The following is a 13,056-nucleotide window of genomic DNA, read 5'->3' on the forward strand; positions in this document are numbered from 1 at the left end:
GGAGGAACGACCATGTCGCCACTGGTTCAAGGCATTGTAACCGTCATCATCGGCGTCGGTGGTTGTGTGGGGTATTTTTTCCTGTCCAACCTGATCCTCGACAAGGTGATCTTTCCGGCCCGTGGGGATAATCCCGGCGTGAACATCAACCGTGCCAATCTGGTACGTCCGTGGCTGTTTCTGCTGCCGGCCATGGGCGCTTTGGGGCTATATCTGGTCTACCCGGTGGTCGGTTCTTTCTGGCGCTCGCTCTACAACCGGGCAGGCGATGAATTCATCGGTTTTGGCAATTATGCGACGATGTTTTCCGATGATGGGTTTCAGACCGCGCTCTTCAACAACTTCCTGTGGGTGCTCGTGGTGCCGGCCTCGGCCACCTTCTTTGGCCTGCTGGTGGCCCAGCTTACGGACCGGCTCAGGTGGGGCAATATCGCCAAATCGCTGATCTTCATGCCCATGGCGATCTCCTTTGTGGGGGCCTCGCTGATCTGGAAATTCGTCTATGCCAATAACGCTGATATCGGCCTGATCAACGCGCTGCGGGATTTTTTTGGCGCGCAGGAGCCACTGGATGTGCTTCAGGTCCGGTTCTGGAACAACTTCTTCTTGATGTTCATTCTGGTCTGGATTCAGACCGGTTTCGCCATGGTCATTCTCTCGGCGGCCTTGCGGGGCATTCCCGAAGAAACCATCGAGGCGGCGATTATTGACGGGGCCAACCCGTTTCAGGTCTTTTTCAAGATCAAGGTGCCGCAGATCATGGGCACAATTGTGGTGGTCTGGACAACGATCACGATCCTGGTCCTGAAGGTTTTCGACATCGTCTACACCATGACCGGGGGTAATTTCGGCACCGAAATCCTGCCCAGTTACATGATGTCCTACATGTTCCGCGATGATGGGCGTGCGACCGCGGTGGCCTTTGTCATCATGATCATCGTGCTGCCGGTGATGATCTGGAATATCCGGCAAGCCAGAGCGGAGATGAGATAATGGACAATATCGCAGGTACAAAATCCTCTCTGAGCTGGGCCGTAAATATCTCGGTTATTCTACTGGTGGTGATCTGGCTGATCCCGACGGTTGGTCTGCTGGTGTCGTCATTCCGCGACCGGGATCAGATATCGGCATCTGGCTGGTGGTTGTCGCCCTTTGCAGTTGAGCAGAATTTTCAGGCGAAAATTCCGGCTGGCGAAGTGAAACAGGATGGTGATTTCTTTGTCATCGAGGGCAATATCTTTTCGGGGGGCGAAGGCGAAGTGATCCGCTTTGGCGGCGCGCGCTCCAACCCGACGGCCAGTGCGGCGGGCGAGACGGCTGAACTGACCCGCGACCGCAGCCTGACCGTTCAGACCAACGGAGATTTCGTCTACCGCTCGCCCAAGGAAATCAAACGCGATCCGAGTGTTTATTATTCCACCGCGACCCCGCCGGAATTTTCCCTGGATAACTATCGCACCATCCTGTTCTCCAACAATATGGACATCGCGTTTATCAATACGCTGACGGTGACCATTCCGGCCACGATCATCCCTATCCTGATCGCGGCGTTTGCGGCTTATGCGCTGGCGTGGATGGATTTCGCGGGCAGGGGGCTGTTGATCGCGATTGTGGTCGGGCTTTTGGTGGTACCGTTGCAACTGGCACTGGTGCCGCTCCTGCAATTCCACAACAAGATCGGGATCGGGCAGAGCTTTCTGGGCATCTGGATGGCGCACACCGGTTTTGGGTTACCGCTCGCGATCTATCTCTTGCGTAACTACATGGTCGGATTGCCGCGCGACATTATCGAAAGTGCCAAGGTGGACGGGGCCACGGATTTCCAGGTCTTCACCAAGATCGTGCTGCCGCTGAGCTTTCCCGCATTGGCCTCTTTTGCGATCTTCCAGTTCCTGTGGACGTGGAATGACCTGCTGGTCGCCAAGGTGTTCCTGCCGTCGAATTCTGAAAGCTGGGTCATGACCGTGAAAATCGCCGATGACCTGCTGGGGTCGCGCGGCGGTGACTGGGGTATTCTGGCCGGGGCGGCCTTTATCTCCATTGCCGTGCCGCTGATCGTTTTCTTCACAATGCAACGTTATCTGGTGCGCGGTCTGTTGGCCGGGTCCGTTAAATAGAGAAAGCTCTGTTCCATGACAAAAATGGACACTATCGACATGCATAATTCCTATGACACCACGGATAAGGACTGGTGGCGTGGCGCTGTCATCTACCAGATCTACCCGCGCAGCTTTCAGGATAGCAACGGGGATGGTATCGGCGATCTGATCGGCATCTCGCAACGCATGAGCTACATCGCCTCGCTGGGCGTGGATGCGATCTGGATTTCGCCGTTCTTCACCTCGCCGATGAAGGATTTCGGCTATGACGTCAGCGACTACTGCGATGTTGATCCGATGTTTGGCACGTTGGCCGATTTCGATGTGGTCGTGGAGGCGGCGCATCAGCACGGGCTGAAAGTGATGATCGATCTGGTGCTCAGCCATACCTCCGATCAGCACCCGTGGTTTCAGGAAAGCAAGAAGGATCGCAGCAATCCGAAATCCGACTGGTATGTCTGGGCGGACCCCAAACCCGATGGCACGCCGCCCAATAACTGGCTGTCGATCTTTGGCGGTCCGGCCTGGCAATGGGATGCGGGCCGCGAGCAATATTACCTGCATAATTTTCTGGTCGAGCAGCCAGATCTCAACTTCCATAATGAGGACGTCCAGGACGCCATTCTCGCCACAACGCGTTTCTGGCTGGACCGGGGCGTGGATGGGTTCCGGCTGGATACGATCAACTTCTACTACGCGGACAAGGAATTGCGCGACAATCCGGCGCTGCCGCCTGAACGGCGCAATGCCAACATCGCACCCTCCGTGAACCCCTATAATCATCAGGAACACCTTTATTCCAAGAACCAGCCCGAAAACATCGGGTTCCTCAAACGGTTCCGGGCGTTGCTGGATGAATATCCCGCCGCGTCCTGCGTCGGTGAAGTGGGCGATGCGCAGCGCGGTCTGGAGCTTTTGGGACAATACACCAGCGGCCCCGAAATGGTGCATATGTGCTATGCCTTTGAGTTTCTGGCGAAAACCAAGCTTGATGCGGCGCGGGTGGCTCAGGTCTTCGAAGAACTTGAGCATGTGGCCAAAGACGGCTGGCCCTGCTGGGCTTTCTCCAATCACGACGTGGAACGCCACGCCTCGCGCTGGAACCTGTCCCCGCAGGCGCAACGTCTTTTTGCCACGATGATCATGTGTTTGCGCGGGTCGGTCTGCCTTTATCAGGGCGAGGAACTGGGCCTGCCGGAAGCTGACGTGGCTTTTGAAGATTTGCAGGATCCCTATGGCATTGCTTTCTGGCCGGAGTTCAAGGGCCGCGACGGGTGCAGAACGCCCATGGTCTGGGAGCCCTCGAACCAGAACGGCGGATTTTCCGAAGGGTTTCCGTGGTTGCCTGTTAGTCATGACCACCTGAACCGGTCAGTCAGCGCGCAGGAGGAAGAGCCGAGCGCCATCCTGCACCATTATCGCCGCGCCATCGCTTTTCGCAAAGAACATCCGGCCTTGATCAAAGGCGATCATGGCGGCGTCACTGCTGACGGGGATGTCTTGCATTTTACGCGCTCGCACGAAGGCCAAACCCTGTACTGCGCCTTCAATCTTTCTGACACACCGTCCTTGCATGACATGCCGTCCGGCAACTGGATGACCATCGGGCATGAACTCGGGGGGGCCACGCCCTCCCCGGATTTCAAGCTGCATCTCGGACCCTGGCAGGCTTGCCTGGCACTGAAACTGACTTAACCCACGTCTTGGGAGGGACACTATATGGCCAATTTGAATCTGACCGATGTGGGTAAAGCCTATGGCGGCAGCGTCGAGGTTCTCAAAAACATCAATCTGGACATCGACACAGGTGAGCTCATCGTCTTTGTGGGTCCGTCGGGTTGCGGAAAATCGACGCTATTGCGAATGATTGCCGGTCTGGAAAAGATCACCAGTGGCGAGTTGCAGATCGATGGGCAGCGGATGAATGATGTGCCGCCTGCGCAACGTGGCATCGCGATGGTGTTTCAGTCCTATGCGCTCTACCCGCATATGACGGTGCGCGACAATATGGCCTTTGCGCTGAAGCTCGCCAAGAAAACGCCCGCTGAAATTGACGAAGCGGTCAGCCGTGCCGCCAAGGTGTTGCAGCTGGACGAATACCTTGATCGTTTGCCCAAGGCGCTTTCCGGTGGGCAGCGTCAGCGGGTGGCCATTGGCCGGTCGATTGTGCGTGATCCCAAGGTCTATCTTTTCGACGAACCGCTCTCCAACCTTGATGCGTCCTTGCGGGTGGCAACCCGGATCGAGATCGCGCAGCTCAAGGAAAGCATGCCCAATTCCACCATGATCTACGTGACCCATGATCAGGTGGAAGCCATGACGCTTGCCAGCCGGATTGTGGTTCTGGCCAACAAGGGCATTGCCCAGGTTGGCACACCGCTGGAGCTTTACGAGCGACCGGAAAACGAGTTCGTGGCCCAATTCATTGGATCCCCTGCCATGAACCTGCTGGCCGGCGAAATCGTCGAGACGGGACAGGTGACGCGCGTCAAGGTGGATGACGGCGCCGGAACCATTGCCGCGAACATTCCCACGAATGAGGATGATAAGGGACGCAAGGTGAACGTGGGTATTCGTCCCGAAGACATGGTTGCCACGGATGGTGAGAACTATGCTTTCTCCGACAAGGTGACGATTGTCGAGGCGTTGGGAGAGGTGACCCAACTCTATTTTGAGGCCCCGAGTTCCGGTCAGCAGACAGATACGGTGATCGCGAAACTAGCGGGCATTCATACGGATATGCGGGGCCAGACGCTTCATCTGACCGCCGATCCGTCCAAAGTGCATCTGTTTGCCGACGGACATTCGCTTTTATATCGCGGCAGTTGATGTATGTTGACCCGCACAACCTGACCGTTAGTGCGTTCGTGATCAGAATTTTCCCCTGCGATGACCGGCGGGAATTTGAGTATGAGGAGTATGAGGGCCAAAACCTGCATTTACAGGCCCATATTTGTAGCATTAATCTTTAACCCACGGTCGGGGTGAAAGGAAAAACCTTGTTTGCGAGTTACAGCACGTTGCTGATCTTATTATGCTTATTGCAATTGAAACATATGCTGGCGGATTACTTCCTGCAAACCGGCATTATGCTGGATGGGCGCCATCAATATCTGCATCTGGGGCGATTTCTGCATGCTGGCGTTCATGCGTTGGGGTCTTTGCTCGCGTTTTTGCTGGTGGGGTCCGCGATTACTTTTATTTTGCCGGTGATATTGGTGGAATGGGTTGTTCATTTTCACATTGACTGGTGGAAAGGGCGACACACAGCAGACCAGCAGCTGACGCCCTCTGATGCCGCGTATTGGCGCGCATCGGGCGTTGATCAGGCCCTGCACCAATTGACTTATGTGGGTATGATCTGGCTCTGGCTCGTTTCGATGAACATGGTCTGATTTGACGGCAAACCAATCTGTCTGGCGGGTCTGTTCAGGAGCGCTTTAGCACCTGAATGACGCGGCAAAGGCGGTCCAGGCGTCGCCCATCTCCTGATCTCTCGGCAGGGGCCGAGACCCCTCACGTTTGATTTTTTGTTAAATTTGGTTAACGTAAGGCCATTGATTTTGAGTATTTTGTGAATGAGTTTCGGGGGAACACTTGAATATATTGCCCAAATTGCCGGTTTATGTGGCGGCCATACTTATGCTCGCCAATACAGCTTTGGCGGAAAGTCTTTCCGAAGCCGTACGTTTTGCCGTTACCACCAACCCGGTGGTGAAATCCTCGCAAGCGGAGATGCGGGCTTCTGCTTTTGAGTTGCTGCAATTGCGTGGAGAGTTCGAACCCGAAGTGACCTTGTCGGGTGAAACAGGTTGGCAAAGGGTCGATGATCCGAACTCACTCTCCGTCGCTGACAACGACAGCACCAAGCCCCGCAATCAGTTGGGGGTGCGTGCGCAACTTGTCCTGTTTGACGGGTATCGACGCTCCAACCTCGTCTATGCCAATGCGGCCCGCGTGGATGGCAGTATCTACCGGTTGCTTGATGCGTCAGAAACCATGGCTCTGAACGCGACGGAGGCCTACATCGACGTCTACCGGCATCGGACTTTGCTGACCGTGGCCAAAAGCAACGTTGAAAAGCACGAAGACATCGGACGCCGGGTGCGCGAGCTTGTGCAGGGCGGAAGGCTGCCCTACAGCGATGAGCTCACCATTGACGATCGCATCAGATCGGCGCGGCTCGCGCAACTCGAGGTCGAGCGGGCTTTGCGTGATGCCAATGCACGCTACGAACGGGTCGTCGGGCGGCCGCCCTCGGGCGGCATGCGCATACCTTTGGCGCCCGCGCCTCAATCGCTGGATGGGTTGATCCAAAACGCGGTGAACAACAGTTACCGCGTTCAGTTCGCCCGTACCCAGATTGACCAGACGCGTTTCCAGTCAGGGGTGACCTTGTCAGACAGATACCCTCAGGTGACGCTGAATGCCGGAGTTGTGCGGGACATCAATCGCAATGGTGTGTCTGGCACGCGCACGGACGAAACCATCGGCCTCGGATTGCGCTGGACCTTGTACCAGGGGGGACGGCAGGCAGAAAGGCGCGCTTTGGCCGAGCAAAACAGCCGCGCTTTGTCACAACAGGCGGTGGCCGTTCGCGAGGTGCGCGAATTGGCAACCCGCACATGGAACACATACCGCACCAATTCTGAAAGATCCGCGCAGCTTAACGATCAACTGCGCATCAATCGCTTGATCGTCGAAGTTTACGGCGATGAATTCGAAGCGGCCAAACGCACGTTGCTGGACTTGCTCGAAGTGGAACGGGCGCGCTTCAACGTGGAATTCGAAGCCGTGGGCGCGCGGGCGGGACTGGCCTTCAGCACCTACCGCTCCTTGGCCGCCCAAAGCCTGCTGGCTGCGCATTTCGGTCTTGCCAAAAGCGATCTCGCGCTGCAACCGCAGTTTCAGGAAAGGGTCAAAGAGAACCCGACTGCGATTTTCAATGTGAACATTGAGCCGCTGAAATGAGCGTGCACGACGGCGCAGCCACTGCGGCCGTGTCATCCATGCTGCCAGCGTCATCAGATCATCACTCCGAGTTCAAAGGGGCGAGATGGGCGGTTATCCGTTGGATGGCCGACCATTTTGGACGTCCCTTTTCGACGGAGGCTGTTTCGGCACGGCTGCCGCAGGATCTGGATCTGTCTCGCCCGGATCACGTGTCGCGCGCGCTGGCTGCGATAGGTCTGAAAACACGGCTTGTGCTGCGTGATCCGGCCGCTGTGGATGCCATCGTCTTGCCCTTTGTGGCTTTTCGAAAGTCCGGCGGGCCACTGATCATTCGCACGCTTGATGAAGCCAGCAAAACGGCGGCCTTGATCGATCCGGACCTGACACCCCATGAGCAGGAAGTGTCTTTGCGCCAGTTGCGCCGGGATATTCGGCCAGAACTGTTGCTGATCACCCGTGCCGATGATCAGGCACATGCGATGCTGGCACCCGAAGTCGTCGCTGCGGATACCCAGATAGGACATTGGTTCTGGGCGCCGGTCCGGGCCAATTGGGGCAACTGGCTGCAAGTGCTCGTGGCGGCTCTGCTTTTGAACCTGATGACGCTTGCGCTGCCGCTCTTTGTCATGAACGTCTACGACAAGGTTATTCCTAATCTCGCCTATGTGACCCTTTGGACGCTGGCGATAGGGGTGGGAATTGCGCTTTTCCTTGATCTGGTTTTGCGGACGATCCGCGCAAATATTCTGGAAAACATTGGCCGCAGGGTGGATGTGAAAGTCGCGGCATCGCTTTTCGGCCAGGCGATGAATGCCCGCTTCTCGAACCGACCGGGCGGGGCTGCGGGCATCGCCAGTACGATCCGGGATTTCGAGGTCGTCCGGGAGTTCTTTGCCTCCGCGTCTTTTGTTGCGGTCATCGATGTCATGTTTATCGGTATTTTTGTGGCGGCGCTGTTCTTCATTGTCGGACCCATTGCCCTAGTACCTCTTGGCGCTGTGCCCGTCGTTTTGCTGATCGCACTCCTGGCCCAATGGCCAATCAGCCGCAGTGCCGGCCGCGCACAGCAGATGGCGACCAAACGCCATGTCGTTCTGATCGAGGCGCTGTCCGGTATTGAGACGATCAAAAGCCTGAACGCAGAACCGGTCATGCAGCGTGAATGGGAAAACGCCGTGGCCGCCTCGTCCCAGATCAACGGCCGCACCAAGTTCTGGTCGAATATGGCGTCCAACGGCACCATGATGGTGCAGCAGGTTGTGTCGGTGCTGATCATCGTCTGGGGTGTTTTTCTGGTCTCTGACGGGGCCATCACCATCGGTGGTCTGATCGCGGCAAACATTCTTGCGGGTCGTGTGCTGGCCCCCTTGGGAACGATTGCTCAGACGATCTTCAGGGCACATTATGCCATGAAGTCGTTGGGCGCGTTGAACCGTTTCATGGATTTGCCAGTCGAACATGCAGCGGCGGTCGGAAGTGATGCGTCGATTGCCCGGGGCGCTGTTCGCGTCGAGGGTGTGACGCTGCACTACACCGAAAGCCCGCAACCCGCGCTTAAAGAACTAAGCTTTGAACTCGCGCCGGGCGAATGCGTCGCGCTGTTGGGCCGCGTTGGGTCGGGCAAAACGACAACCGGCAAGATGCTGGCGGGCCTGCTGACACCAGACAGCGGGACGATCCTGATCGATGGGATTGCGCTTTCGCAATATGAACCGGCCGAGCTGCGGCGCGGCATTGGATACTTGCCGCAGACCCCTGAACTTTTCACCGGAACGCTGCGTGAAAACCTGATGATCGGCAATCAACAGGCATGCGATGCCGAGATTTCCAATGCGCTTTATTTCGCTGCGATGGATACCTTCATGGCCGAGGCGCAGGAAGGTCTGGATATGTTCATCGGGGAACAGGGCAAGCGACTGTCAGGTGGTCAGCGTCAGGGTGTGGCATTGGCGCGCTTGTTGCTGCGGCGCCCCAGATTGCTGTTTCTGGATGAGCCCACAAATGCCATGGATCAACGGATGCAAACGCAGGTTGTCGCGCGATTGGCGGAGCTCAACCAGACGGGTGTCGGCCTCATGGTTTGCACGCACAGGCAGTCTCTGGCGGCGATGGCGACGCGGTTGATCGTGATGGATCAGGGCAGGGTGGTGCTGGATGGCCCGCGCGAAGATGTTCTGACCCAGTTGCGGACCATGGGTGCCGCGCGGGCGCAGGAGTAGGCAATGTTCGGAAACCGCATTGAAGATGAATTTGCCAATAACATCAGCGGGGCGCGACCGGCTGTGCGTGATGCGGGACCCTGGCGGCTCCTGCTGGTGATCGCGCTTGGCCTTGCAGCTTTCGGCGGCTGGGCGGCGACCTACAAGATCGAAGAAACAGCACGCGCAATCGGCCGCGTGATCCCCTCGCAACAGGTACAGATCGTACAAAGCCTTGAGGGCGGGATCGTGCGCAGCATCGCGGTGCAGGAGGGGGATATCGTTGAGCCGGGCGATGCGCTCATGCAGATCGACGACACACGTTTTGATGCGGAACGCGGCGAATTGCTGGAACGCGAAGCTGCCATTCTCGCAGAAGCCGCCCGGCTAGAGGCGGAGGCCCGATTTGCGCAGGAGCTTGTCTATGAAGAAGCGTTGGCGGCACGTGCAGCTCTGGCCGTCGCTGCCGAAAGTGAGGTCTTCTTTTCAAGGCGTGAGCAGCTCAAACGGGAACTTCAGGTTTTGGAAGCGCAGCTATTGCAGCGACGCAGTGAACTTGACGAAGTCAAGGCGCTGCGCGCTCGTACAATGGCGATCATTGCGCCGCTGCGCGAAGAAATTGCGCTGACCCAAGATATGTTTGATCGCGGCCTCGTTCCGCAAATCGAATTGTTGCGCCTGCAATCCAGATTTGCCGAGCTAACAGGGGATATTGCCGTTAGCCGTGCCAGCGAACCACGCTTGCAGGCTGCGATCATCGAAGCCGAAAACCAGATTGATGCGGCCCGCTCTGCCTACGTTCTGACTGCGCGGCAACGGCTGGCGAAACTTCAGCTTGAGTTGGCGGTTGTGCAGGAGACCTTGCGCAGCGCCAATGACCGGGTAACGCGTGCCCAGTTGCGCGCCCCGGTGCGGGGCACGATCAACCGGGTCAATGCCACGACCATCGGCGCGGTCGTGCAGCCGGGCGCGCCACTGGTCGAAATTGTCCCCATCGACGACCGCTTGTTGATCGAGGCGGATCTGGGCCCCAGGGATATCGCTTTTGTTACCACCGGCGAGCGCGCGTCGGTCAAGATATCGGCCTATGACTATGTGATCTATGGGGATTTGGAGGGCGAAGTTATTCGCATCGGCGCGGATACGATCGCCAAGGAAGATGGAACGGAATTTTTCCGCGTCGTGGTGCGTACCGAAAAATCATACCTGGGAGCCGCCGAGAAGCCTTTGCCGATCACACCAGGCATGATCGCATCGGTCGATATTCAGACCGGTGAGAAAACGGTGTTATCGTACTTGGCCAAACCGATTCTGAGGGCCCAGTCGGAAGCGCTGCGCGAGCGGTAACTATTTGCTGGTTGAAGCGAAAACCCCGTCCCAGTCGCCCGGTGGCGGGGCAATGCGCAGATCAGCAATGCGCCCGCTGTACATTTCGACATAATCGGCCATGTTCAGTTTGAGCTTATCCAGCAGCGCTGAGACTTCCGCCAACTGGCTTTCAGCCTGATCCCATTGCCGATCCCGGTAGGCCTGAAGCATGGCAGAGTTGGTTGCGCAAAGGGCTGCGAACAGGGGCGCCCGGGCCAGGGTTTCATCGCCGAAAAGGGCAAATATCGTTTCGGGAACGGCCTTGCCCACCACACGCACAACATCCAGCTCCATGATCGCGAACGTCTCGGCAAGCGCGCGCGCGGTCGCTTCCCCCAAAATGATGGATGCCCCATAGTAGCGCGATTGCCCCTCCAAGCGCGACGCCACGTTCACCGGGTCACCGAGAGCGGTATAGTCAAAACGCATGTCACTGCCCATGTTGCCCACCACGCATTGGCCGGTGTTGATGCCAATGCCCACTTTGATCCGGTGGATTTTGCGCCGTGCTGGTGCGCTTTTCCTTTTCTGACCCGCGCGTGCTTTGCGACGGCGGGCGGCCTCACGCCGTCGTTTGGCATTGAAGGCGTGCACGTCTTCGATCATTTTCAACGCGGCGCGGCAGGCGGCCCGTGCATGATCGGGGTTGTCCAAAGGGGCGTTCCAAAACGCCATGACCGCATCGCCCATGAATTTGTCGATGGTTCCTTTCTGATCCATGATTGCGCGTGACAGGATTGTAAGGAACTCATTCATCAGCATGGTCAATGCCTCGGGATCATCACGAAATTCCTCCGCAATTGCGGTGAAGCCCCGGACATCACTGAACAGTAATGTAAGCTCGCGGGATTCTCCGCCCAGACTCAATGTGCCTCGGTCCTGGGTTAACTGGTCCACCAGATCGGGGGAGACGTATTGCCCGAATGCGCTGCGAATTTCGCGTCTCTGCCGCTCTTCGCGCAGATAATTGACCGTGGAGATCAGGATGATTGCCGTGGCTGTTGCCAGAACCGGGAATGAGGGGTCCAGCAACACCCGCTTGCCAACGAAGAGGTAATAGGAGGTGCCCACATAGCCAGCCAGCAGCACCACAGACAGGGAAATGAGCAATCGCGCCGACAGACTGGGGGCAAAGATGATGACCAGCGTACAAAGAATGAAGGTTGTGACGAGCTCAATCGCGATGGTGTAATTGGGTCGCACCAGCAGAGTTTTGGCCATGATGTTTTCGAGCACCTGCGCGTGCACCTCGACCCCGGCCATGGCGACCCCCAACGGGGTGGCGCGGAAGTCCTCCAGACCAATGGCGGATGTCCCCACAAGCACCAGGTGTCCAGCGAGGCGACCTTGTGGAACCCGGCCTTTGAGCAGATCGGCGGCGGAGACATAGCGACTGCGCGAGGAGGGTGTCAGATAGGGCCAAACCGTGCCGTCATGGGCGGTCGGGATGAGCTGGCGCGCCAAAACAATTCCCTCAAGCCCGGCCTCATTCGTGCGCACGGCAAAAGGATCACCGCCTGTTGCGACACGAAGAAGCTCCGGGGTCAGCCCGAGCCTGATCTGCCCCTGCACGCTCATCACCAGTGGCAGGCGCCGATAGACGCCGTCGGGATCGGGGAGCGCATTGAAAATACCGCGTCCTGCCGCATTCGCTTCCAGGGCCGGAAGATTTTGAACGATGTCGGGAAACGCCAGCAGATACGGCAAGGGGCTGGGACCAATCAGCGCATGCGCGACCTTGGCCATCTCGCGCTTCTCTTCGCGATTGCCAGCAATCGTGCGCACCGTCGTCTGGCCAACGATCACCCGGGATTTGGCAAAGGCGTCGGCGAGTACCTGATCGTTGTCAGGCAGGGCCGTCAATTTGCTCAGCAGCGTGGGGGGGATATCCGGATTGTCTTGCGCGATTTGCGCCGGCGACAGGCGATCAGGTTCGGAAAAGACAATGTCAAAGGCAATGGCCACCGCACCTTGCGCCGTGGCCAGTTGAACCATGTCGGCAACCCGCGTGCGTGGCCAGGGCCATTGCCCGATTTCCTCAATGCTTGTGTCATCGACATCTATGATCGCAACAGGCAACTGGGTCAGTTCGCGCGGCTTGGACTGGTGGTAAAAATCAAAGGAAGCATTGCGCAGCGTTTCAAGCGGTTGCGGATCGCCAATCCGGATGATCAGGCCGAACAAAAGGCCAAAGAATGCGATGACCCGCACCCATCCGATCCACTTGGTAAACCACTGCGCCATTTCGATCTTTGCCCGACTGCCGCCATATCATTGCACGCATGGCACCGCTGCAACCGGAGCTGCCGATTGCAGCTTCCATACTGAACGAATCGTCCTTCAGATCAAGTCACAGCCCGGGTGACTGTTTCCGATCACGGGTCAATCAAGATGAATTTTCAACGTGTGCGGGAATATGGCGTTTCTGTGGCCACATT

Annotated in this window: 9 protein-coding genes; 8 read left to right on the plus strand and 1 reads right to left on the minus strand. The window is 57.5% G+C overall.

The window, feature by feature from the left end; translation table 11 throughout:
* Positions 1-12: 12 nt before the first annotated feature.
* The 8 genes from ACOTTU_RS03660 to ACOTTU_RS03695 all read left to right on the plus strand — a co-directional run bounded on the left by ACOTTU_RS03660 (position 13) and on the right by ACOTTU_RS03695 (position 10,597).
* A complete protein-coding gene (locus ACOTTU_RS03660) occupies positions 13-993 on the plus strand; it encodes a carbohydrate ABC transporter permease (RefSeq protein WP_298912125.1) in 981 nt (326 codons plus the stop codon).
* Complete coding sequence (locus tag ACOTTU_RS03665) at positions 993-2,117, plus strand: carbohydrate ABC transporter permease (protein ID WP_425656112.1); 1,125 nt, start codon at positions 993-995, stop codon at positions 2,115-2,117. The genes ACOTTU_RS03660 and ACOTTU_RS03665 overlap by 1 nt, the downstream gene beginning before the upstream one ends.
* Positions 2,118-2,141: 24 nt before the next feature.
* Positions 2,142-3,794 carry an alpha-amylase family glycosyl hydrolase gene (locus ACOTTU_RS03670; RefSeq protein ID WP_425656462.1) on the plus strand — a complete coding sequence of 551 codons (1,653 nt, stop codon included), beginning with the start codon at positions 2,142-2,144 and terminating at the stop codon, positions 3,792-3,794.
* Positions 3,795-3,818: 24 nt separating this feature from the next.
* Entirely contained in the window at positions 3,819-4,928 is a 1,110-nt protein-coding gene (locus tag ACOTTU_RS03675; RefSeq protein ID WP_298912119.1) for an ABC transporter ATP-binding protein, read from the plus strand.
* A gap of 170 nt (positions 4,929-5,098) precedes the next feature.
* The gene (locus ACOTTU_RS03680) at positions 5,099-5,494 is read left to right on the plus strand and encodes a DUF3307 domain-containing protein (RefSeq protein WP_298912116.1); all 396 of its coding nucleotides are present in this window, start codon (positions 5,099-5,101) and stop codon (positions 5,492-5,494) included.
* A 202-nt stretch (positions 5,495-5,696) separates the two neighbouring features.
* Entirely contained in the window at positions 5,697-7,070 is a 1,374-nt protein-coding gene (locus ACOTTU_RS03685; protein WP_425656113.1) for a TolC family protein, read from the plus strand.
* Positions 7,067-9,271, plus strand: a complete 2,205-nt coding sequence (locus ACOTTU_RS03690; protein ID WP_425656114.1) for a type I secretion system permease/ATPase — start codon at positions 7,067-7,069, stop codon at positions 9,269-9,271. Before ACOTTU_RS03685 ends, ACOTTU_RS03690 begins: the two co-directional genes overlap by 4 nt.
* A gap of 3 nt (positions 9,272-9,274) precedes the next feature.
* Entirely contained in the window at positions 9,275-10,597 is a 1,323-nt protein-coding gene (locus ACOTTU_RS03695; protein ID WP_425656115.1) for an HlyD family type I secretion periplasmic adaptor subunit, read from the plus strand.
* On the opposite strand, the gene ACOTTU_RS03700 is transcribed toward ACOTTU_RS03695, so the two are convergent.
* Positions 10,598-12,862, minus strand: a complete 2,265-nt coding sequence (locus tag ACOTTU_RS03700; RefSeq protein ID WP_425656116.1) for a CHASE2 domain-containing protein — start codon at positions 12,860-12,862, stop codon at positions 10,598-10,600.
* Positions 12,863-13,056 lie beyond the last annotated feature (194 nt).

It is taken from the genome of Roseobacter sp. EG26 (genome assembly GCF_049830555.1).
Classification (GTDB): Bacteria; Pseudomonadota; Alphaproteobacteria; order Rhodobacterales; family Rhodobacteraceae; genus Roseobacter.

Excerpts from the sequence above, each read along its gene's own strand:
- ACOTTU_RS03695 (WP_425656115.1), top strand. The coding sequence starts at position 9,275 with ATGTTCGGAAACCGCATTGAAGATGAATTTGCCAATAACATCAGCGGG.
- ACOTTU_RS03700 (WP_425656116.1), bottom strand. The coding sequence starts at position 12,862 with ATGGCGCAGTGGTTTACCAAGTGGATCGGATGGGTGCGGGTCATCGCA.
- ACOTTU_RS03665 (WP_425656112.1), top strand. The coding sequence starts at position 993 with ATGGACAATATCGCAGGTACAAAATCCTCTCTGAGCTGGGCCGTAAAT.
- ACOTTU_RS03675 (WP_298912119.1), top strand. The coding sequence starts at position 3,819 with ATGGCCAATTTGAATCTGACCGATGTGGGTAAAGCCTATGGCGGCAGC.
- ACOTTU_RS03690 (WP_425656114.1), top strand. The coding sequence starts at position 7,067 with ATGAGCGTGCACGACGGCGCAGCCACTGCGGCCGTGTCATCCATGCTG.
- ACOTTU_RS03660 (WP_298912125.1), top strand. The coding sequence starts at position 13 with ATGTCGCCACTGGTTCAAGGCATTGTAACCGTCATCATCGGCGTCGGT.
- ACOTTU_RS03670 (WP_425656462.1), top strand. The coding sequence starts at position 2,142 with ATGGACACTATCGACATGCATAATTCCTATGACACCACGGATAAGGAC.